Annotated in this window: 17 protein-coding genes and 4 tRNA genes; 16 read left to right on the top strand and 5 right to left on the bottom strand. The window is 39.3% G+C overall.

The features are described 5' to 3' along the window. Window positions 1-12: 12 nt before the first annotated feature. From Q8N37_00160 to Q8N37_00225, 14 genes are all read left to right on the top strand, one after another. Complete coding sequence (locus Q8N37_00160; protein ID MDP3056925.1) at window positions 13-1,227, top strand: type II secretion system F family protein; 1,215 nt, start codon at window positions 13-15, stop codon at window positions 1,225-1,227. Then, the gene (locus tag Q8N37_00165; GenBank protein ID MDP3056926.1) at window positions 1,224-2,204 is read left to right on the top strand and encodes a type II secretion system protein; all 981 of its coding nucleotides are present in this window, start codon (window positions 1,224-1,226) and stop codon (window positions 2,202-2,204) included. Before Q8N37_00160 ends, Q8N37_00165 begins: the two co-directional genes overlap by 4 nt. A 271-nt stretch (window positions 2,205-2,475) precedes the next feature. Continuing rightward, on the top strand, window positions 2,476-4,437 hold the full coding sequence (locus tag Q8N37_00170; protein MDP3056927.1) for a hypothetical protein: 1,962 nt from the start codon (window positions 2,476-2,478) through the stop codon (window positions 4,435-4,437). A gap of 191 nt (window positions 4,438-4,628) precedes the next feature. Next, on the top strand, window positions 4,629-5,159 hold the full coding sequence (locus tag Q8N37_00175; GenBank protein MDP3056928.1) for a hypothetical protein: 531 nt from the start codon (window positions 4,629-4,631) through the stop codon (window positions 5,157-5,159). A 22-nt stretch (window positions 5,160-5,181) separates the two neighbouring features. Beyond that, a complete protein-coding gene (locus Q8N37_00180; protein MDP3056929.1) occupies window positions 5,182-5,742 on the top strand; it encodes a prepilin-type N-terminal cleavage/methylation domain-containing protein in 561 nt (186 codons plus the stop codon). 18 nt (window positions 5,743-5,760) lie between these two features. Continuing rightward, window positions 5,761-7,629 (top strand): hypothetical protein, encoded by a 1,869-nt coding sequence (locus tag Q8N37_00185; GenBank protein MDP3056930.1) that lies wholly within the window; start codon window positions 5,761-5,763, stop codon window positions 7,627-7,629. A 148-nt stretch (window positions 7,630-7,777) separates the two neighbouring features. Then, the gene (gene pilM / locus Q8N37_00190) at window positions 7,778-8,881 is read left to right on the top strand and encodes a type IV pilus assembly protein PilM (GenBank protein ID MDP3056931.1); all 1,104 of its coding nucleotides are present in this window, start codon (window positions 7,778-7,780) and stop codon (window positions 8,879-8,881) included. Window positions 8,882-8,889: 8 nt separating this feature from the next. Then, window positions 8,890-9,459, top strand: a complete 570-nt coding sequence (locus tag Q8N37_00195) for a PilN domain-containing protein (protein MDP3056932.1) — start codon at window positions 8,890-8,892, stop codon at window positions 9,457-9,459. Between the two features lie 27 nt (window positions 9,460-9,486). Further along, on the top strand, window positions 9,487-10,149 hold the full coding sequence (locus Q8N37_00200; protein MDP3056933.1) for a hypothetical protein: 663 nt from the start codon (window positions 9,487-9,489) through the stop codon (window positions 10,147-10,149). Then, complete coding sequence (locus tag Q8N37_00205; GenBank protein MDP3056934.1) at window positions 10,146-10,490, top strand: hypothetical protein; 345 nt, start codon at window positions 10,146-10,148, stop codon at window positions 10,488-10,490. Before Q8N37_00200 ends, Q8N37_00205 begins: the two co-directional genes overlap by 4 nt. Before the next feature lie 241 nt (window positions 10,491-10,731). Beyond that, window positions 10,732-10,803, top strand: a tRNA-Arg gene (locus Q8N37_00210). Between the two features lie 119 nt (window positions 10,804-10,922). Continuing rightward, a complete protein-coding gene (locus tag Q8N37_00215; protein ID MDP3056935.1) occupies window positions 10,923-12,101 on the top strand; it encodes a glycoside hydrolase family 1 protein in 1,179 nt (392 codons plus the stop codon). Window position 12,102: 1 nt separating this feature from the next. Next, window positions 12,103-13,017, top strand: a complete 915-nt coding sequence (locus tag Q8N37_00220) for an EamA family transporter (protein ID MDP3056936.1) — start codon at window positions 12,103-12,105, stop codon at window positions 13,015-13,017. 42 nt (window positions 13,018-13,059) lie between these two features. Beyond that, entirely contained in the window at window positions 13,060-14,052 is a 993-nt protein-coding gene (locus Q8N37_00225) for a beta-galactosidase (protein ID MDP3056937.1), read from the top strand. 47 nt (window positions 14,053-14,099) lie between these two features. Here the strand turns inward: Q8N37_00225 and Q8N37_00230 are convergent. From Q8N37_00230 to Q8N37_00245, 4 genes are all read right to left on the bottom strand, one after another. Next, window positions 14,100-14,173: transfer RNA gene (locus Q8N37_00230), tRNA-His, on the bottom strand. A 4-nt stretch (window positions 14,174-14,177) separates the two neighbouring features. Next, window positions 14,178-14,250, bottom strand: a tRNA-Lys gene (locus tag Q8N37_00235). A 91-nt stretch (window positions 14,251-14,341) separates the two neighbouring features. Next, window positions 14,342-14,413: transfer RNA gene (locus tag Q8N37_00240), tRNA-Arg, on the bottom strand. Window positions 14,414-14,475: 62 nt separating this feature from the next. Then, a complete protein-coding gene (locus Q8N37_00245) occupies window positions 14,476-16,164 on the bottom strand; it encodes a VanW family protein (protein ID MDP3056938.1) in 1,689 nt (562 codons plus the stop codon). A 173-nt stretch (window positions 16,165-16,337) separates the two neighbouring features. Here Q8N37_00245 and Q8N37_00250 point away from each other — a divergent pair, with 173 nt between their 5' ends. Together Q8N37_00250 and Q8N37_00255 are read left to right on the top strand one after the other, a co-directional pair. Beyond that, complete coding sequence (locus Q8N37_00250; GenBank protein ID MDP3056939.1) at window positions 16,338-18,866, top strand: ATP-dependent Clp protease ATP-binding subunit; 2,529 nt, start codon at window positions 16,338-16,340, stop codon at window positions 18,864-18,866. A 23-nt stretch (window positions 18,867-18,889) separates the two neighbouring features. Next, on the top strand, window positions 18,890-19,651 hold the full coding sequence (locus tag Q8N37_00255; protein MDP3056940.1) for a ComF family protein: 762 nt from the start codon (window positions 18,890-18,892) through the stop codon (window positions 19,649-19,651). A 109-nt stretch (window positions 19,652-19,760) separates the two neighbouring features. Here Q8N37_00255 and yihA read toward each other — a convergent pair whose 3' ends face one another. After that, on the bottom strand, window positions 19,761-20,348 hold the full coding sequence (gene yihA / locus Q8N37_00260) for a ribosome biogenesis GTP-binding protein YihA/YsxC (protein MDP3056941.1): 588 nt from the start codon (window positions 20,346-20,348) through the stop codon (window positions 19,761-19,763). Window positions 20,349-20,580 lie beyond the last annotated feature (232 nt).

Below are 20,580 nucleotides of genomic sequence, written 5' to 3' on the forward strand. Positions count from 1 at the left end.
AGCTGATAGTACATGCCAAAATATTCTTATAAGGCAAAAGGTAAAAATGGAGAAATAAAAGCCGGTGTTTTAAATGCGGCCGATGAAGCGTCTTTGCGCAAAAAGCTTAAAGAAACCGGATTCGCGCTTTTTTCCCTTAAAGAGGAAAAGAAGAGCAAGGATATTGATTTAGAATTTATAACCAAATATCTGGGAGTGCCGCAATTGGAGATCATAACTTTTGTCCATCTTCTGACAGTAATGGTTAAGGCCGGGCTTTCTTTGTCCAAATCGCTTGATGCTTTGAGCCGGCAGACGACCAACGCAAGGTTCGCTAAAATTATCAGCGAGGTAAATATTGACGTGGCTAAGGGCAACAGTTTCGCGGATTCTCTGGCCAGGCATCCGGATGTTTTTGACGAGCTTTTTGTAAATATGGTGCGCGTGGGGGAGTTGAGCGGCACATTGGATACTATTCTTGAACTTTCAGCGGAACAAATGAGAAAAGATTATGAGCTTAAAAGCCGAGTAAAAGGAGCGATGATGTATCCGGCGGTGATATTGCTTGTTATGCTGGCGGTGGGAGTGGTTGTAATGGTTTATATAATTCCAAAATTAACCGTCATCTTCACTTCGATGAATGTTGATCTGCCTCTCTCGACCAAGATTTTGATCGGAATAAGCAACTTGCTCACCAAACACGGACTTGAGATATTTGGCGTAGTTTTGGTGCTCGGTTATTTTTTTAGGATGTTTTTGCGGACAATTACCGGCATTAAAATTTTTGATAAGCTTATTCTGAAATTGCCTGTTTTTGGCGATATTTCCAAAAAAATAAATATTGCGCGCTTTGCCAGGACGACATCTTCTTTGATAAAAGGCGGAGTGTCTATCAGTACCGCTTTGAAAACTGTTTCCAAAACCCTGTCCAATTATTATTACAAAGAATCAATCAGAATCGCTGCCGAGAAAATTGAAAAAGGTGATACTTTGAAAGATATACTGGAAGAAACCGAAAATCTTTATTCTCCTCTGGTGCTCCAGATGATCGAAGTGGGAGAGGAAACCGGATCGCTGGATTCTATTTTGATGGATTTGGCGGAATTTTATGAAGGGGAAATCACTGAAACGACAAAAAATCTATCCACTATCATTGAGCCGATCCTAATGGTGTTAATGGGCGTGGCTGTTGGTTTTTTCGCGATTTCGATGATCCAGCCGATGTATTCAATAGGAGATTCAATATGAAAAAAGAAAAAGGGTTTACTTTAATTGAAGTTATTCTTGTAGTTGCGATTATGTCGATAGTTGTGACAGTTTCTCTTTCTTCTTGGCGATCTTTTTCTGACGCGACAAATTTAGGTAACACCGCAAAAATGATAGAAACGAAAATTAAGCTGGCAAAAAGTTATTCGCTGAGCGCGTTAAACGATACAAATTACGGCATCCGTTTCGAAACCGATAAAATTATATTATTTAATGCCGGTACAAGCACGGATATCGAGCCTTATAATTTAACTGATGGAGTGGAAATTTATAATATTGGTCTTTTTGGGGGTGGTGTAGATGCATCATGCAATAATGGAATTATAGATATTGGAGAGATTGGAGTAGATTGTGGAGGATCGTGCATACCTTGTTCTTCTTTGGTATTTAATCGTTTGACAGGAACCAGTAATAATGGCTCTATCAGCACTAGAGTTAAAAATAATATTTCTAAGACAAAAACTATTTTAATCAATTCACAAGGTCAAACAGGGACGGATACATTTGGGGTCAGCACTACCCCAGCAATTGTGGAAGACACCACGAATAATATTAATGCCAGACATATTCATTTTAATCTTTCGGCATGGAGCATTCAGGAAGGTCCGCCGCCTACCGTAACAGATTTAATTTTTAAAAAAAGCGATGGTACTGCTATTGTTGGTGGCGATATTAGTATTTCTTCCTCTTCTTTCAGTAGCAGTATGTTTAATTGGGAAGGAACAATTACAGTTGATAGCGTGGTGCAGAAATTAAGAATTCACACCTTGGATACAAGTGGCACCACACTTTGCATAATGCGGGATCGTATGCAAAATAGTAAATCTATTAAAATTTATTTTAAATATAGCGGCATGGAAAAGGAAGTTGTCACTTATACTGAAAGTACTGATGGTAGTGGTACGGTGACAGTAACGCCGAATTATACTTTTGTAGATAATCCAATACTTTCACAGTAATTATTGTAGTGACTCGGATTCAATGTTTCCCCGAAATTTTTTCGCGGGGTTTTTAATACCAATATTTTTATTTATGCCTATTTTTATTGACTTTTAGCTTATTTTGGTTTATTATTAAATTTCAATCTGTCTCGAAGCAATGCTTGGAGTAGGTTGATTAAACGAGGGCAATTGTACCCTTACAACTGAATAAAATGCCTTTTAAGGCAGGAAAAAGTGATCAGAAATGAAAGGAAAGGGAATATTTAGAAATATAGCCATAATAATAGTTATGGTTGGATTAGTAATGTCATCGCTAATCGGAATAGCTGGAGCGGTTGCTCCTAATGAGGAATGGAATAAGACATATGGAGGAATGAGTAATGATTTAGTATGGTCTATGCAACAGACTTTAGATAGTGGATATGTTCTTGCTGGCGAGACAACTTCGTTTGGGGCTGGAAGTTCTGATGGCTGGTTAATTAAAACAGACTCATTTGGTAATGAGCAGTGGAATAAGACATTTGGAGGAACAATATCTGACTATGTGTATTTTGTTCAACAAACCTCTGATAGTGGATATATTCTTGCGGGAGCTACAACCTCATATAGAGATCGTTCCGGTGATGGCTGGTTAATTAAAACAGACTCATTTGGTAATGAGCAGTGGAATAAGACATTTGGAGGAATAGGGGATTTGGAGGCTTTGTCTTCAGTGCAACAAACCTCAGAAGGTGGTTATATACTCGTAGGAACAAAGTTACTGTATGGAACAATAAACGAATACAATGCATGGCTTATTAAAACTGATGCAAGTGGTAATGAGTTATGGAGCAAGATATTTGGAGGAATATATTCTGATGGCGCTAAGTCGGTTCAACAAACCTCAGAAGGTGGATATATAATAGCGGGATCTACTAAATCATACGGAGCAGGAAATGAGGACGCATGGCTTATTAAAACTGATGCCAACGGCAATGAACAATGGAATAAGACATTCGGAGGAATATACTATGATGCTGCTAAGTCGGTTCAACAAACATTAGATGGCGGATATATACTTGCAGGCTATAACTATCCATCCGGAATAATTGGATACAATGCTTGGCTTGTTAAAACTGATGTCAATGGCAATGAACAATGGAATAAGACAATCGGCGGAAGAAATGCTGACTACGCTTCTTCTGTTCGACAAATCTCGAACGGAGGTTACATTATTGCAGGCTATACAGCCTTTTTTGATGCTAGTAAATATGATGCATGGCTTATAAAGATAGATTCGTCCGGTAATGAGCAATGGAATAAAACTTTTGGTGGAATAAATATTGATCAGGCTTATTTTGCTCAGCAGACCTCAGACGGTGGATATGTTCTCGCAGGTTATACAGCTTCTTATGGAGCTGGAGCCGGTAATTCTGACATTTGGCTAATTAAAGTTTCAAGTGATGCAGACGTTCCACCACCTATACTTATATCAACAGGACTCGCTTTTCCGCTTGAAGGATATACACCATATACCGCGCCTGTGTCGTCAATAATGGATCATTCAATGACAAAGATTCTTACAAAAGACGGAATAGTGCGAGCGTTTGACGGAGAAGAAGGAAAAGTTAGTTATGGATGCTTTGATTATTCTACAAAAAGTATTTGTACCGAAAAAAACTACAGGAATAAGAAATATCAAGTTGTAGGCTATAAAAAAGCAGATGGTACTGATTTTCAGCTGCCATTAAACTATAAAGACCCCTATCTTTATTACGATGGACACCCTGGGTATGACTATCCTCAAGTAAAAGGAACGGACATCTTTGCACCAGCAAATGGCACGCTATGTATTATCATAAACAATAATAAGAAAGATGGAGAACTGTGGAGAAGTTCGACCAATTGTTCCTATTTAAGTGTTGCTCAGCAAACACTTGCATCATGGATAGGGTTCCACGCTTTCTATATTATTCATGAAGGATTGGAAATGAATGGTACTATTGGCGACTATATTACTGTTTTTATCCATAATGATAATCTAAGTGAGTCAGTATATAACGAAATTAAGACAAATGGTTACGTAAAAGTCAGTAAAAATCAGCATATTGCCGAAGTAGGCGGTTACGGGACAAACGGACCCAATACATTCGGTCCGCATATACATTTGGAGGTATTTAAGCGAAATGGAAACTTATGGGATCGAGTAGATCCTTACGGAGACGGAATCAACGATATTCTATGGGAAGCTGGAAAGGTGCCCAGTACTTAAATAGAAATATATATAAAATTTAACCGGAGATCAAACCTGATTTCCGGATTTTTTTATGCTTAGAATAAGCTTTAAAACGCCAATGTTGCGGAAGCGGTTAATTTGTAGTAAAATATAGACAGAGATAAATTTTTATAATAATTTTTTTAAATAAAGTTTTTGGAGGAGCCACAGCTTTACACTATTTTTTTATGATTGTAAAATTTTTTAAAAAATCAAATAGGTTTTCGCAAAAAGGCTTTGGCTTGATCGAGATACTTTTAGTCGTCGGCGTGGGAATGGCAACTTTTTTGGGCATTGAACAATATTTAAACTTATCTTTGCGGGCGGCCATCCAGGATTCTCATCAGACAGAAGCGCTTTATTGGGCTAAATCTAATTTGGAGCAAGCGCGAGCGGTCCGCGATGAAAATTGGGCATTGATCTCGGGATTGATTGTTGGGAATCAGTATTCTTTTCTGCCTAGCGGGACAATTCCGCCTGTTGGGACAACTCCGCAAAAACTGGTAACCCAAAGCGGGACAAAAACCGAAGACAGATATACGGTTTGGATAACAACTTCCGCGGTTCAGCGCAAAAATGGAAGTGATAATATTGATACAAGCGGGGTAGATATTTATGATGACGTGAATACACTGAAAATCAATTCTAATGTTTCGTGGTTAGAAAATGGCGCGACAAAAACGATCACCATTTCGGAATATTTGGCAAATTTTAAATAGCATGATTATATTAAAAAACAATATGATTAGCGGAAAAAATACATTGAAAATCTTAAAAAACAAAAAAGGATATACGTTGGTGGAAATGCTGATCTATGTCGCGCTTTTGGGGGTTATTACCGTAGTGATCGTGGGGGTTTTTTTCGTGATCAGCCGGACTAATAGCAGAATAGTGTCACTGATCGAAATAAACTTCAATGCTTATTCGGCCATGGAAAGAATGATCTATGAAGTAAGCAATGCCAATAATATCTATCTTCCAACCAGTAATTTCACGAATTATAATTATAACGCGGCAAAAGGAAGGCAGTTTTCCTTAGTGACCAAGCAGGCAGTGTCTGCCAACGAAAGCATCGCTTACTTTGATTTCTATCTGGAGAATGACACTATTTTTATGAAACAAGACGGAGTTGCTCCTGTTGCGCTGACTTCTGAAAATGTAAAAGTGGAAAGTGTTAATTTTTATTATTATAAAAACGGTACGCGTGAGTCGATAAAAATTGATTTTACGGTTAAGTCGGGTAATGTTTTAAATCCCGACTCAAAGATCAATCTTATAACCACTATTGCGCTTCGATCTTAAAAAATTGAATTTTTTAAAATGAAAAATATATTAAAAAATAAAAAAAATATTAACGCTCGGGGTTTTGCCGGCATTATCGCTCTTTTGACCGTATGCAGCCTTGTTTTGATCTTAACTTTTTCTTTAAGCGCGAGCCTTTTCGCTAAAAAACAGATAAGCAAGAATTTGTTGAATTCTATTCGTTCTTATTATTTAGCGGAATCAGGAGTCGAAGACGCGGTTTTGCGCGTTTTAAAAGATTATGAATATACGGCTGTAAATACTTTTACGCTTGACGGCGCTTCGGTCAGTCAAAATATTACCCAAAACGGCAATACTACAACCATTGAAACATCGTCTTCGTATTCTAATAATGTCAGGAAACTCGCTTCGTCTTTAACTGTTACTACGACAGATGTTCAGTTTCATTATGGCGTTCAGGTGGGGGAAGGGGGTCTTAAGATGGAGAATGGTTCTAAAGTTAAAGGTTCTGGCACTGATGTAGGTAATATATATTCAAACGGATCAATAGATGGAGATCCTGGCGCGGAAATTACCGGAGATGCGATTGTTGCGGCTGGTATGTCGCCGGATGGCAACGATATAAATCATGATGAGTATGGCACAGGAAAAATATTTGGAAGAAAAGACGATTCTGCAAATACGGATATTGCTATGAAATTCATACCGGCGGCTTCCGGAGGTTTATCGCAAGTTGCTTTTTATTTAAAACGCGCAGGTTCTTTAAGCGATGGAACAGTCTATTTAACCGAGGACAATGGCAGCGGTTCTCCAAAAACAGTATCATTGGCGAGCACTATTTTTTACGCAGATAGAATCGGAGAATCTGATTATGGCTGGGTCAATTACAGTTTTAATTCTCCTTACCCTGTAGTAGCCAGCAGTACCTATTGGATAGTTATCGATGTTGGCGAGTCTAGCAATATTAGTAGATATTTTTTAATCGGGCAAAATGCGGCTAATACGGATATTTCCAAGCATAGTATTAATTGGAGCAGTAATCCATGGTTGCCCTCTGGCGGAGAAGTGGCTGGAGGATTTGCTTTTAAAGCGTGGATAGGCGGCGTGGCCACTGTTCTTGAGCATGTGATTGTAGGCGGAAACGCATATGCAAATACTATTAAAGACAGTACGATTGTGGGCGAGGCGTTTTACCAGACTATTATTAACTCTACGGTAGGCGGTGCTGCATGTATGAATGCTAAATGTCATCCTGGCAGTGTTGATTATTCTATTGCGGCAATGCCGATATCGGATAGTAATATCGCGGATTGGAAAGCAACAGCTAGCGCGGGAATTGATTTAAGATCCCTTTGCAATGCTACAGGTACTGTATTAAATCCTATAACTTTGGATACGGGTTACATGGATTGCGGCCCTTCGGGTTTTCAAGGCGATGGTCATATGATATTAAATGGAACAGTCTGGGTAAAAGGCAATATAACTTTTGGTACGAATACCAGAGTGAAATTATCCGTTGCTTATGGCACCCGGAGCGGCGTATTAATAGCAGATTCTACTGATCCGGCGAAAGGAAAAATAACCATTGGCAATAATTCACCGATATGCGGCACGCAAGGATATACAGCCGCTAACCCCCCCGAATGCAACCCTTCTAACGGGACTTATATTTTGGTATTGTCGACACATGCCGGATACGCGGATAATGCCATTACGATTGCTAATAATAGCAACGGAGCGATATATTACGCCCATAATGGTTTAGCTCAAGTTTCCAATGGGGCAAATATTAAAGAGGTTACCGCTAAAAAATTATTATTAAAGCAAAACGCAATAGTGACTTATGAACAAGGTTTGGCTAATGCCAATTTTAGCAACGGTCCCGGAGCGGGTTGGGAAATTAACAGCTGGAATGAAACGCAATAATATGCTACAATAAAAATGTTCTTTGGTTTTCGGGCATGCCTCTTTAATTTTTTTGTTAGAAATAAATTTATTTTCGATATTAGGATATTGTGATATTAGATATTATGTTTTTAAATATTCTAATATTTAATATTTTAATATTTTACTCATGGTTTTTGATATTATCAAAGATTCATTCAATGAACTGCCGGCTTTTGGCTTGGATTTTTCCGATCGATCGATCAAAGTAATGCAGCTGTATCGGGACGGGAAAAAGATAAAAATATTAAGCTCGAACAGGATGGAAATTCCCGCCGGCTTGCTGGTTGACGGGGAGGTTAAAGATACGGATGGTTTAGTCAAAAAAATCCAAGAAACTCTAAGAACCGCCAAGCCTTATCCGATCACTAATAAAGAAACGATCCTAAGCCTTCCTGAATCGAAATGCTTTATCAAGGTTATAAAAATGCCTAAATCGAGCATGGAAGGCATTGAAGAAGCGATCCGGTTTAAGGCGGAAGAATATTTTCCCTTAAACGCCGAAGAAATGTATTTGGATTGGCGCTTGCTTGATACCGAGGAGTGCCCGGTAGACAGCAATAGAGATTGCTCGGATATATTAGTGGCGGTAGCTTCAAAAAATATAGTCGAATCGTATTTAGAGGTTATGGATAAAAGCGGCTTGGTTCCGGTTGTTTTTGAAGCGGAATCAGTGGCGACCACTCGCGCATTATTAAGAGATGAGGCATATACGACAGGCTCTGTTTTAATAATTGATCTGGGAAACGACAGAACCAGTTTTATTTTTTATAAATATCCGACATTAAAATTCACTCAAAGTATTCCTGTTTCAGGCGAAAAATTCACTTTGGCCATAGCAAAGGGGCTTAAGATCAGTTTTCTAAAAGCCGAGAAAATTAAATATGAGATGGGGCTTTCTCGCGACTCAAGAGAAGGAGAAAGGGTTTACGAATTACTGCTGCCTCTGATGGAGGATTTGGTTTCAAATATCGCCAAATCAATCGATTATTATAATGATTATTTTGGGACTTCTTCCGAAGAAGATTTCAAGATAGTGATTTGCGGAGGCGGAGCGAATTTGAGAAGCATAGATACTTTTTTGTCAAAAGTATTAAACAGGCCGGTAGAGCTTGCGAATCCTTGGAGAGAAATTAACGCGACTCAGATCGTGGGGCAAGGAGGATCTACCAAGTATCGTACCCTTTTTTACACTACCGCGCTGGGATTATCTTTATATAATCTATCTAATTGATTTTTTGTATGATTTCTTTGAATCTTTTGCCCCCCGGAAGAAAAGAGATATTTCGTTGGAGGCAGTATATAAAAAAAGTAATTTTAAACGGAATTGGAATAATTTTTTTATTAATTTGTTTTTCCGTTCCTCTTTTTGCGATCAATATTTATTTACAGGGAGAGATCAATGTTCTTGATACCCAAATTGATTCTTACGAGAAAACGGAAAGCGTACATCAGCTAAATTCGATGGAAAAATCCTTTAAGCAAATCAATAATGCTTTGGTAAAAATTGACAAGATCGGCGGAGAACAAATTTACTGGATCGATGTTTTAGAAAAAATAACGACGATCATACCTCCCAACATTCAAATTTTTTCTTTGCAGATCGATCCGGACGGAGGGTTTATAGTTGTGGGCAACGCAAAGACGAGGGAAGATGTTTTGGAATTTGGAAAAAGACTGAAAAACTCTTCTGATTTCAGCAATATTCAAACACCTTTGGATAATTTAATAAAAAGCGACGATGTTGACTTTAAGTTTAGCGGAAAGATCATACTTGATAACTTTAAAGCAAAGAGCGGCGTGAAAATATAAATTTTGGAAAAATAGTCAAAAAAGTCTATGTTAAAAAACGAAAAAGGAAAATTTATAATATCCATAATTGTTGTTTTGGGCATTGCCGGTTTTTTAATATGGCAGGGGATCATTAGCGCCGATATGGATATCAGCAAAAACATTAATGAGTTAAAGGATAAAAAAATATCCTTTAATGTCTATAACCTGAAAGTAAAATCAATGGATCAGGAGCGCGAAGCCTATGATTTTTCCAAAAACAAGATTGAAAAAATCAATAATTATTTTGTTTACGCCAGCGATAATGATGATACGGAGTTCACTTCTTTTTTCGGGCAATTGGACAGCATTGCGATGCAATCTACTCAAAAAGATAAATCTTTGACCATAGATCTATATCAGAATAAGCCCGTTGCGGCAAAAGATAAAACAAAAACAAGCATCTCGGCAAGCCCCTCTCCTGAAGCAAGCAATACGGAAGATAGCCGGCTCTTGAAATTAACGCTGCGGAGTAATTTTGAAAGCCTGCTTAAATTTATTTCATATTTGGAAGCAATGCCGTATTATATTTATATTGAATCGGCAAGTATTAACGCCGATAGCGGCGCGGGAACGACAAGAAGTTTGGATAAAAATATTCCGACAGACAATTCCGTCAATTTGCAAAGCGTTTTAATCATAAAAGTTTTTAGAAAAATAAATATATTATGAGCAATAAAAGCTATTTTGAAAATATTAGCGCAAAGTTTAGTTTCTTGATAAAATACCTTAGGGTTTTCAGGCTTTTAGTCATTATTTCTTATTTATTTTATTTAGAAATGCTGGTGGTCAATGTTTTTTCTGCCGTGGAATATGTTCCAAGCATTGATGAAGTAAAAGAAAGATTCTTGCCGGTTATGGCCAAGAGCGAAGTTGTTAATTCGATTGAAAAATATTTTTCGGATAAAGAAAATAATTTGGCCAAGAACCTGCAGAAAGAAGCAAGAAATAATCCTTTTCAGTCTTACAAAATAAATGATTTGAATAATCCCGCGAATGAGATCGTTGAATAAATTTTTTGTAAAAATAATTTAAAGCAAGATCGGCTCGCCTAAGGCGGTGCGAAGCAATTTAACGGGGTTGACTTTATTTTAAAAAATGCTAATATTTCTTGGTATTAAACTCTTGTGAGTTTATTTTAATATAATTTAATTACGCTCTCGTAGCTTCCTCCTTCGCTCAAATTGCTATTTGAGCTCCCTCCGTCGCCAAAAGGCTATGGAGGGCAAAGTCGGAAGGATAAAAAAAGTTTACGCTCTCGTAGCTCAATGGATAGAGCAAGACCCTTCTAAGGTCGAGATATAGGTCCGATTCCTATCGAGAGCACAAAATAAGCGATTAAAACAACAATATCCGGTTTCATTTTTGAAATGGGATTTTTTGTATTTAAACGGAAATTCAGGTATAATATAAATATCGAAACTTGATGATCTAAATAATAATTTATGAATATTTTAAAGTTCCCTTCCGGTTTCTTGTGGGGTTCAGCGGTTTCTTCGTATCAAGTGGAAGGCGGGATCGAGAACTGTGATTGGTCGCGAGATTATCCGGCTGGCCGCGCTTGCGATTATTACAATCAATATGAAAGATATTTTGATATGGCTAAGGAATTAAATCAGAATATCCATCGAATGTCTCTTGAGTGGTCCAGGATCGAACCGGAGGAAGGCAAATTCGATAAGGAGGCAATTGGGCATTATAGGAAAATTCTTTTGGCGCTTAAGGCGCGCGGCATGAAATCAATGGTGACGATTTGGCATTGGACCAATCCCGTATGGTTTAGCGCCAAAGGCGGATGGGAAAATCCGAAATCTTCCGAAGATTTTACGCGGTTTGTAAAGTTTGCAGTTTCGGAGTTAGGCGGGAATGTGGATCTTTGGATAACCTTGAATGAACCGATGGTCAATGTCTCAGAAGGCTATTTGCGGGGCAATCATCCTCCGTTTAAAAAAAATATTTTTGCGGCGGCAAAAGTTTATTTAAATTTTAAAGCCGCTCATCGCAAAACATATGGAATTATTCACGATCTTGATCAAAAGGCGAGAGTCGGCATTGCTTATAATTCCGCCTACGTCAAACCCGCCAATAAAAATTCCATAATGGAAAAAATCGGAGTGTTCGTCTGGGATCATATTCGCAATCATATGTTTTTGGATGAAATTAAAAAAGAATCTGATTTTATCGGCTTAAATTATTATTTTCTGGATACGATAAGGTTTGACCCGCTTAAGTTTCCTTTCTTGGCAATTGACAACAGAACAGAAGACGGCTCTGATATGGGTTGGGAAATATATCCGGAAGGAATATATCACGTGCTGAAGGATTTGAAAAAAAGATACAATAAGCCCGTTTATATTACCGAGAACGGCATTGCGGACGCGCAAGATAAAAAACGCGCCAAATACATTGTTGATCATTTGAATTGGACGTATAAAGCGATAAGCGAAGGAGTGGATGTCGGGGGTTATTTTTATTGGTCTTTGCTTGATAATTTTGAATGGACATACGGTTTCAGTAAAAGATTTGGCTTGATCGAGATTGATTTTAATACGCTGGAAGCCAAGATTCGGCCGAGCGCTTATGAGTATGCTAAAATATGCAAAAATAATTTTTTAATGGTTTAAAATGTTTTTTTGGATTGCGATCACAATTTTCGCTCATTTGTTGAATGCCATAGTTTTTATTATTGATAAGCATCTTGTTTCGAAAACCGTTCTCCGCCCGATAGTTTATGCTTTTTATTCCAGCATTTTTCAGTTTGTTTATTTGATCTTGATACCGTTTGGTTTTATCGTGCCGGAAAATAAATATATCGCCGCGTGTTTGTTCACCGGCATTTTATTTACTTTTATTCTAGCGGTTTTTTACAAAGCAATGCAGGCGGCGGAAAGTACGAGAGTTATTCCTGTTGTGGGCGGGCTTACTCCCGTTTTTACTTTTTTCATAGCGTATTTATTCATTGGCGAAAGATTAGGGCTTAATCAAAGTATTGCGTTTATTATTTTTATTCTGGGCGGTTTTTTGCTGTCTTTCAAATTTAACCGTGAACGTTCAAGGGTAATAAAAGGCATAGGCTGGGCGGTGCTGGCCGCTTTTCTTTTTGCCGTTTATTATACCCTGATGAAATATATATTTTTGCACGTTGATTTTTTAAGCGGTTTTATCACTATTCAGTTCGGAAGTTTTGCCGGCGCTTTGATCTTGCTTTTATTCAGCAAGAACCGGAAAAGTATAGTTGGTTCCGTAAAAACCGACAAGGCGGCCAGAAAAGAAACAGTCTATTTATTCATTTCGAACAAACTACTGGGAGCTTTGGCCGGCTTTTTGATCCCTTACGCGATTTCCCTGGAAGGATCCAGCGTGACAATGATCAACTCGTTGCAAGCGGTGCAATATGTTTTTTTGCTCATTTTTGCCGTAATTTTATCGAAAAAATTTCCTTTATTTTTAAAAGAACAAATCGGCGAAAGAATAATTAAAAGAAAAATAGCCGCGATAATATTGATAGGGCTTGGCTTGCTGGTCATTTCTTGGGCATAAATTATTTCAGCGATCTTTAAATTAATAAATTAAATATCGATTATGAGAAAACGCAAATTAATTAAAAAAATAATCTATATTATTTTTGCCGGCGTGATGGTTTATATCGGCATTGACTATTCCGTCCCGCGGGAAAAAATGACTTTTGGCGTTACTTTCAGCAAGCCATTCGCGGAGTTTATGGGACTTGATTGGAAAGAGGCGTATTTGGCGGCCTTTAAGGATCTCCAGATAAAAAAAATCCGGTTATCGTCATATTGGAACGAGATCGAGCCGTCTCAAGAGGTTTTTAAATTTGACGATCTGGATTGGCAGATATTGGAAGCGGAAAAAAATAATGCGGAGATTATTATGGTGCTGGGGCAAAAACAGCCGCGCTGGCCGGAGTGCCACATTCCCGATTGGGCAAGGAGCTTGAGCGTCAGCGACCGGCAGGAAAAAGTCATGAAAACGATAGCCAGAGTGGTCGAGCGTTATAAAGGGCAGAGGAATATTATAGCTTGGCAGATTGAGAATGAATTTTTTTTCCATTTTGGCGAATGTCCGGAATATGATATTGATTTTTTTGACAAGGAGATAGCTTATGTCCGCTCTCTTGACAATAGCCGTCCGATCATAATTACCGACAGCGGAGAATTGAGTAGTTGGTATAGGGCGGCCAAAAGAGCTGATATTCTGGGCACCACTATGTATCGAATAGTCTATAATAAGGATTATGGTTATTTTACTTATCCCATTCCTGCGTCTTTTTATACCGTGAAAGCGGAATTGATAAAACGGATAACCGGGGTTAAGAAGGTTATTGTTGTTGAATTGCAGGGGGAAGCCTGGGGTCCGCAAATGCCCAATGAGATGACTTTGGAAGAGCAATCGAAGTCAATGAATTCCGAAAAGCTTAAGAATATTGCGGAATACGCCAGAAGCGCCGGGTTTTCGGAAAGTTATTTTTGGGGCGTGGAATATTGGTATTGGCTGAAAAAAGTGAAAGGGGAGCCGGGAATGTGGGAAGAAGCAAAAAAGATTTTCATTGAATAAAAATTATAATAAAAAAATACCCGCTTGTTTAAGCGGTTATTTTTTTATGGGGTGACTATCGGGGTTCGAACCCGAGATAACAGGGCCACAGCCTGCTGTGTTACCACTACACTATAGCCACCATGTGGGTTCGGTGGGGATCGAACCCACGACCTTGGGCTTAAGAGGCCCCTGCTCTACCAACTGAGCTACGAACCCTAAAATAACTTAAAACAAATAACTAAAAACTTATAACCTTAATGAATCTATTGTTATTAGTTATAGGTTATCAGTTATTAGTTGTTGTACGTGCGCCCTGAGGGAATCGAACCCCCATAACTGGTTCCGAAGACCAGCACTCTATCCATTGAGCTAAGGGCGCGTCTCGCTCATAAACATCCAGCTAATATAGCGGAAAAACCGCAAAATGTCAACACTGTTATTTTATTCCAGCGGATTTTTATGGGGGTATTTTGCCGGTGAGGCGTAAGAGCTATAGAATGGTTCTTTTTTCTGCAGGACGTCTTTTTCATAGAACTCGCGCCAGAAAACCGCTTTCATTGAGCCGTCGGGCATTTTATCATAAATATTAGGTCCGATAATTTTTATAATACGGTTTTGTTTTACGCCAAAAAAATTAAAAATCAGATCATTGCCAATAACCGATGTTTGTATAAGAATGACGCCTCCCGTGTCATTTTTAAATCTTAGATCCGGACGTGGAGGATAAATAGTCGAGTCCATTCCTTGCGGGTTATAATATGGAACGGCATAAGCATGGGGTCGGCGCTCAAGAATTGGCAAACCGGAATATATAGCCGCTCTAAAAGCGGTAGTGGACACTTGGCATAATCCGCCGCCAAGTTCCGCGATGACTTTATCTTCTTTGATCACCAGTTCAGGCAGGTATCCGGCCTTGGCGGTAATTTCTCCGAGAGTTTTTACAAAGGAAAATTCTTCGTCGGGCGCGATAAAAATATTATTGAATTTTGCCGCTCCGGTGGCTATATTACGGCGGCGGTTTGCGGGGGAGCCGGCGAAATTAGATTTTCCTTGGCCTAAAAGGCTGTCAATTTTCATTTCTTCAATAACTTTTTTTCCGATCTGCGGCTCTTTTTCTTCGATTATCAATTCTATTTTAACATCATCGATATTATTTGCGGCTCCTTTTTGCATTTCGTCGGTAATTTTTGCGGTGCTTTTGTCCAGTGAAAGCACGGCTCCGATCTCTCCGCCGGATTCAACGATCATTTGGCCGTCTTTTATTCCAAAAACGGCATTCGATGGCTTGCGATTTATTTCTATCTGGATCTTCTCCAAATAGTCGTAGATAAAATCAGGAATGATCTCCATGCCGAGAATTATTTCGTTTTTATTTGCCGGATCAGCATTGGGAATAAATTTTAAGGAAGACTCCACCAGTTTTTTTTCTAAAACCCATGATTTTTTTTCGAATTGCAAAGAAATTTTTCCGGTTGTTAAATTGACCGCTTGCGCTTTTGCTTTTTTGATTTTATCATCGGTGATCTTTGGAGAAGAAGTTAATAATTTAATCGAGATGGGATCGCTTGCCAGATTTTGAATATTAGCGGTAATTTTTTGTTTTAAATCATTTCTGTCGATGGCAAAGCCGGTTTGCGCCGGTATTTCTTTCAGATTGTCATTGATGAATATCAAAGAGGCGTCTTTGCCGGGTTTTTCCAGGAAGGAAAAATTATTCTCAATATAATTATTAAATTTATTTTCATCCAAGTCGTAGGAAACGGGGATATCGTTTCCCTTGGCGGCCACGGTTGTTATTTGCCGGATAATATTCAAGATGTTTCCCGTACGGCCGATGTTGTAGGCGCTGAGAATGTTTTTTTGAGTGCTGGGAATAATACCGAGCGCGGATGGTTCGATCCCCCAGCTTTTAGAAAGAGAAGAATCATTTGGATCGGAATAATTAATTTGTATCTTGGCGTTTTGCCAGGCGTTTATCCGATTTTCAATTGATGCTTGGGCGATTTTTGGATTTATGCCGCCGATGTCGTTCCTCGCAATAGAGATGCGGGGATAGATCTTTCCGGAAAAAGTGAGGTTAAATAAAAGCAAAAAAGACGCTCCGGCGGAGAATATTAGAAATAAGATCAAAAATATTATTTTAATTATCGAACGTAATTTCATAAAAACAAAAACCTAATAAGCCTGTCTTACATTGACTCATGTATCAGTTTATTATATTATATAGTATAAGCTATAATTTTACCAGATATACAAGCGGTTAATTTGGGCAAAAGAGCGTCAATCAATCAAAAAATAAATCTATGATCTTGCCAAAAGATATTACGTCAAAATTCACGGAGCACGCCAAGAACATCATCAATCTTGTTGATGAGCGCGAGAAAAAAGTCGAGAAGATCACTTTGCTCGAATGGCTTGTTTTGATCATGCGCGAGGAAGGCAGTTTGGGCGCCCACATCCTTAAAAATTTTAAGATCACCAAAGAATTGGTGGAAGAGGCGATTATCGCGGCTTTTCAGCAAAATGGAAAACCGGAAGATCGGGATTATATTCCGCTTGAAGAAGTAATAGTAAAATCCGCGCTGGTGGCGAAGGAGCAAAAAAGCGGCTATATCGGCACTGAACATTTTTTATTCGCCATTTTAAATATGAAAAGCCGCTTGCTTGATGAATTTTTTCTGGCCAAAAAGATCAACGCGGATGACATAAGGCGCGGCACAAAATCTATTCTGGACAATGCGAATAAATTTCCCGATGCGGCGAAAATCATCAATATCATAATGAACCAGAAAAATGATTTTCCCTCCGGCGGAATGATCGCGCCGGGCGCGATACCCGATCAAAAAATTATGGAAGAGAGCCAAGTTTCTTCTTTGGAGTTTTTTTGCACCGATCTGACCCGCGAAGCGGCTAAGAAAAAGATTGGTCCGATCATCGGCCGGGAAAAAGAATTGAAAAGAGTGATAAATATTTTAAACCGAAAAAACAAAAACAATCCTATTCTTATCGGCGAACCGGGAGTGGGCAAGACCGCCATAGTGGAAGCTTTGGCCATACGGATCAACGAAGGCAGAGTTCCGTTCAGCTTATTGTCCAAGCGAGTGCTGATGCTGGATATGGGCTCTCTCATCGCCGGATCAATGTTCAGAGGCGAATTCGAATCCCGCCTCAAGGATATTTTGCGCGAGATCGCGAAAGACGATAAAACAATTTTATTCATTGATGAAGTGCATACCATTGTCGGGGCGGGAAGCGCGGCGGGAAGTTTGGACGCCGCCAATATCCTGAAGCCGGCGCTTACAGGAAGGCGGCTGCAATGCATCGGAGCCACCACCTTGAACGAGTATCGAAAATATTTCAGCAAAGACGCGGCGCTCGAGCGGAGATTCCAGCCGATCACGGTTGAAGAGCCAAGCGCTCAGGAGACGATAAAAATGCTGGCGGGACTGAAAAAATCTTATGAAAATTATCATCATGTATTTATTGCTCCCGACGCGATCGAAGCGGCGGTGAATTTATCGGTAAGATTTGTGCCGGAAAGATTCTTGCCGGACAAAGCGATCGATCTTCTTGACGAAGCCGCGTCATATCTGGTTAATTTTGATTCTCATGAAAGCCAATGGGTAAAAATGAAAGAACTGCTCCAGGAAAAAAACCGGGTGATCATTGCCAAAGACAAAGCGGTCGAAGGCGAGAAATATGAAGAAGCTTTGCTTTTGAAAAAAGAAGAAGACGCTTTGGACCAAAAGATCAAAAAGATCAAGGCGGAAGCCCGCAAGGCGGAAGGCCAGAAGAAACCGAAAATTTTGGACGCGAAAGTGATCTCCAAGATCGCTACCGATATTATTGGCGTTCCGAAAGAAGATATGAATGAATACGAGACCAGGAAGATCAAGAATTTGGAAAAAGTTTTAACCAGCAAAGTGATCGGGCAGGATAAAGCCATCAATACTTTGGCGAAAGTCGTGAGAAGGCATCGGGCGAATATTTCGAATCCCGCGCGGCCGATAGGTTCTTTTATCTTTATCGGGCCGACCGGAGTGGGGAAAACCGAATTGGTAAAAGTTTTGGCGGAAGAATTGTTCGGTTCGCAAAAGAATTTGATCAAGATCGATATGAGCGAGTTTATGGAGCGGCACAATGTCTCCCGCTTGCTGGGCGCGCCTCCGGGATATGTGGGTTTCGAGGAAGGCGGGAAGCTTACCGAACAAGTCCGCTTGAAGCCTTATTCCGTGATCCTTTTTGACGAGATCGAAAAAGCGCATCCGGAAGTGGTGAACATTTTGCTGCAGATCCTGGAAGACGGAGTGCTTTCCGACGCTCAAGGGAAAAAGATCAATTTTAAAAATACGATCATAATTTTGACTTCCAATCTGGGTTCGGAAGAGTTCACTTCCAGCGCTTCGGCTTTGGGTTTTTCGGGCGCGGAAGGAGATAAGAAACTGCACCAGCAGTTTGAAGCGATAAAAAATAAAGCTCTCGCCGCGCTTAAAGAAAAATTCAAGCCGGAGCTTTTGAATCGCATTGATGAAGTGATCGTTTTCGACGCTTTGGATCTGGGGCATCTCGAGAAGATCACAGCTTTGCGATACAAGGAATTTGCCGCGCGGCTCAAAAATAACAAGATCAGCATTACAAAGGCCGCAATCAAGAAAATCGCCAAGATGTCTTTGAATCCGTCTTATGGCGCAAGAATGATCAGGAAAAATATGCAAGATCTGGTTGAAGATCCAATCGCGGAAAAGATAATTAATGGAGAAATCAAAGCAGGAGATAAGGTTCTTGTTGATGTGGGAAAAAATAAGGAGATTGAAATAAAATTAGTTCGATAAAATAAACTTATTCTAATCGCGATATGGAGATAAAAATTTATTTAGGGAAAATTACCACTTTTGTCCTCGATATTCTTTTTCCTATCTACTGCCTCGGTTGCGGCGAGGAAGGCGAGTGGATTTGCGCCGATTGCCTGAAGAAAATTGAATTATTAAAAAAACAAGCGTGCCCTGTTTGCGGCGTTGAATCACGCACCGGGGCGCGCTGTTTTAATTGCCGGGCCAAAACCGAGCTTGACGGTGTGATCGCCGCGACGGCTTATTTTGGAAAAGAGCGGAAAGAAAGCCTGGCAAAAAAAGCGATCCATATTTTTAAATATCGATTTGTAAAAGATCTGGCCGGGCCGCTCGCGGCAATAATAACCCGCCAGATAAGAAATCGGCAAATTGTAAAAACCGAAGAAACTTTTATTTTTGGTCCGGATATGGATAATAAACTTATTATTCCGGTTCCACTTCATCCGAAGCGTTTTCGCTGGCGAGGATTCAATCAGGCTGAACTTTTGGCGGATGGGATCGCCGCCTATTTTAAGCTGCCGCTGGAAAAAACAATTTTAGTTCGCCGGAAAAATAATATTCCGCAAGTGGAAGTGAAAGACAGGCGGGATAGAATAGAAAATATCCGCGATGCGTTTACTTGCCTTAACCAGACAAAAATAAAAGACAAGACGATAATTCTTGTCGATGATGTGGCGACAACTTCGGCGACGCTGGGCGAGTGCGCCAAAGCGCTCAAATCTTTTGGCGCCAAGGAAGTTTGGGGAGTGGTAGTGGCGAGAGGATAAACTTAAAATAATCTTACTAAACGGTAAGATTATTTTAATGACAAATGACAAATTTCCAATGACAAATAAATTTTAAAATGATAAAAAAAGATTATTTTATGAAAACTAACTATTTCATTATTTCTTTTGTTAGATCATTTATACCGATTCCTTTTTTCGAAGAATAAGGGATAACTTTATGATCCCCGACCGCTTCTTGGATTTTTTGAAGCTGTTTTTGATAATCGGATTTATTGATCTTGTCGATTTTGTTGGCCGCAATAATAATATTTTTTTTATGTTCATCTAAAACTTGGAGAATTTCCAGATCTTTTTCCGTCGCGCCGATGTTCGCGTCTATGATCAAGACGATCATTTTTTGTTCATAGCCGGAGGTGAATAAATACCAATTGACCAATTCAAAAAGAGCTTCCTTGCTTTCTTTGGAACCGCTGGAATAGCCATAGCCCGGCAAGTCAACCAAATAAAAAGAGTCATTGATCAAAAAAAGATTTATTTCTTGGGTGCGACCCGGTGTGCGGCTGGTTCTGGCCAGGTCTTTTTGGCGGGTCAAAGCATTGATAGTACTGGATTTGCCGACATTCGATCGGCCGATAAAAGCGACTTGGGGAATGCCGTCTTTTAAAGCTTCGTCATCCCGGACTATGCCTTTTATAAATTTCGCGGAAGTTATTTTCAACCCGTTAGAAATTCCCATATTTATGTTATTATTTATTGCTAAACCACATTAAAAAAATTACATATTTCTAACGGGTTTCATATAGATATTCTAGCATTAAATTGGTTGGATGGCGATGGTTTATTGTTTTTTTGTCAATTTATTATTTTTGTGATATATTTATACCAAGAAAAATAAATGGAGGTGAAAAATTGATTGACAGAAGAAACAACAGGGATAAAGCGATTTTTCGATATTTGCTGGCAAACCA

The organism is bacterium, from assembly GCA_030693205.1.
In the GTDB taxonomy this organism is placed as follows: Bacteria; Patescibacteriota; Minisyncoccia; order JAHIHE01; family JAHIHE01; genus JAHILZ01.

Coding starts and splice junctions, on each gene's coding strand:
- Q8N37_00160 (MDP3056925.1), top strand. CDS start 13: ATGCCAAAATATTCTTATAAGGCAAAAGGTAAAAATGGAGAAATAAAA.
- Q8N37_00165 (MDP3056926.1), top strand. CDS start 1,224: ATGAAAAAAGAAAAAGGGTTTACTTTAATTGAAGTTATTCTTGTAGTT.
- Q8N37_00170 (MDP3056927.1), top strand. CDS start 2,476: ATGGTTGGATTAGTAATGTCATCGCTAATCGGAATAGCTGGAGCGGTT.
- Q8N37_00175 (MDP3056928.1), top strand. CDS start 4,629: ATGATTGTAAAATTTTTTAAAAAATCAAATAGGTTTTCGCAAAAAGGC.
- Q8N37_00180 (MDP3056929.1), top strand. CDS start 5,182: ATGATTAGCGGAAAAAATACATTGAAAATCTTAAAAAACAAAAAAGGA.
- Q8N37_00185 (MDP3056930.1), top strand. CDS start 5,761: ATGAAAAATATATTAAAAAATAAAAAAAATATTAACGCTCGGGGTTTT.
- pilM (MDP3056931.1), top strand. CDS start 7,778: ATGGTTTTTGATATTATCAAAGATTCATTCAATGAACTGCCGGCTTTT.
- Q8N37_00195 (MDP3056932.1), top strand. CDS start 8,890: ATGATTTCTTTGAATCTTTTGCCCCCCGGAAGAAAAGAGATATTTCGT.
- Q8N37_00200 (MDP3056933.1), top strand. CDS start 9,487: ATGTTAAAAAACGAAAAAGGAAAATTTATAATATCCATAATTGTTGTT.
- Q8N37_00205 (MDP3056934.1), top strand. CDS start 10,146: ATGAGCAATAAAAGCTATTTTGAAAATATTAGCGCAAAGTTTAGTTTC.
- Q8N37_00215 (MDP3056935.1), top strand. CDS start 10,923: ATGAATATTTTAAAGTTCCCTTCCGGTTTCTTGTGGGGTTCAGCGGTT.
- Q8N37_00220 (MDP3056936.1), top strand. CDS start 12,103: ATGTTTTTTTGGATTGCGATCACAATTTTCGCTCATTTGTTGAATGCC.
- Q8N37_00225 (MDP3056937.1), top strand. CDS start 13,060: ATGAGAAAACGCAAATTAATTAAAAAAATAATCTATATTATTTTTGCC.
- Q8N37_00250 (MDP3056939.1), top strand. CDS start 16,338: ATGATCTTGCCAAAAGATATTACGTCAAAATTCACGGAGCACGCCAAG.
- Q8N37_00255 (MDP3056940.1), top strand. CDS start 18,890: ATGGAGATAAAAATTTATTTAGGGAAAATTACCACTTTTGTCCTCGAT.
- yihA (MDP3056941.1), bottom strand. CDS start 20,348: ATGGGAATTTCTAACGGGTTGAAAATAACTTCCGCGAAATTTATAAAA.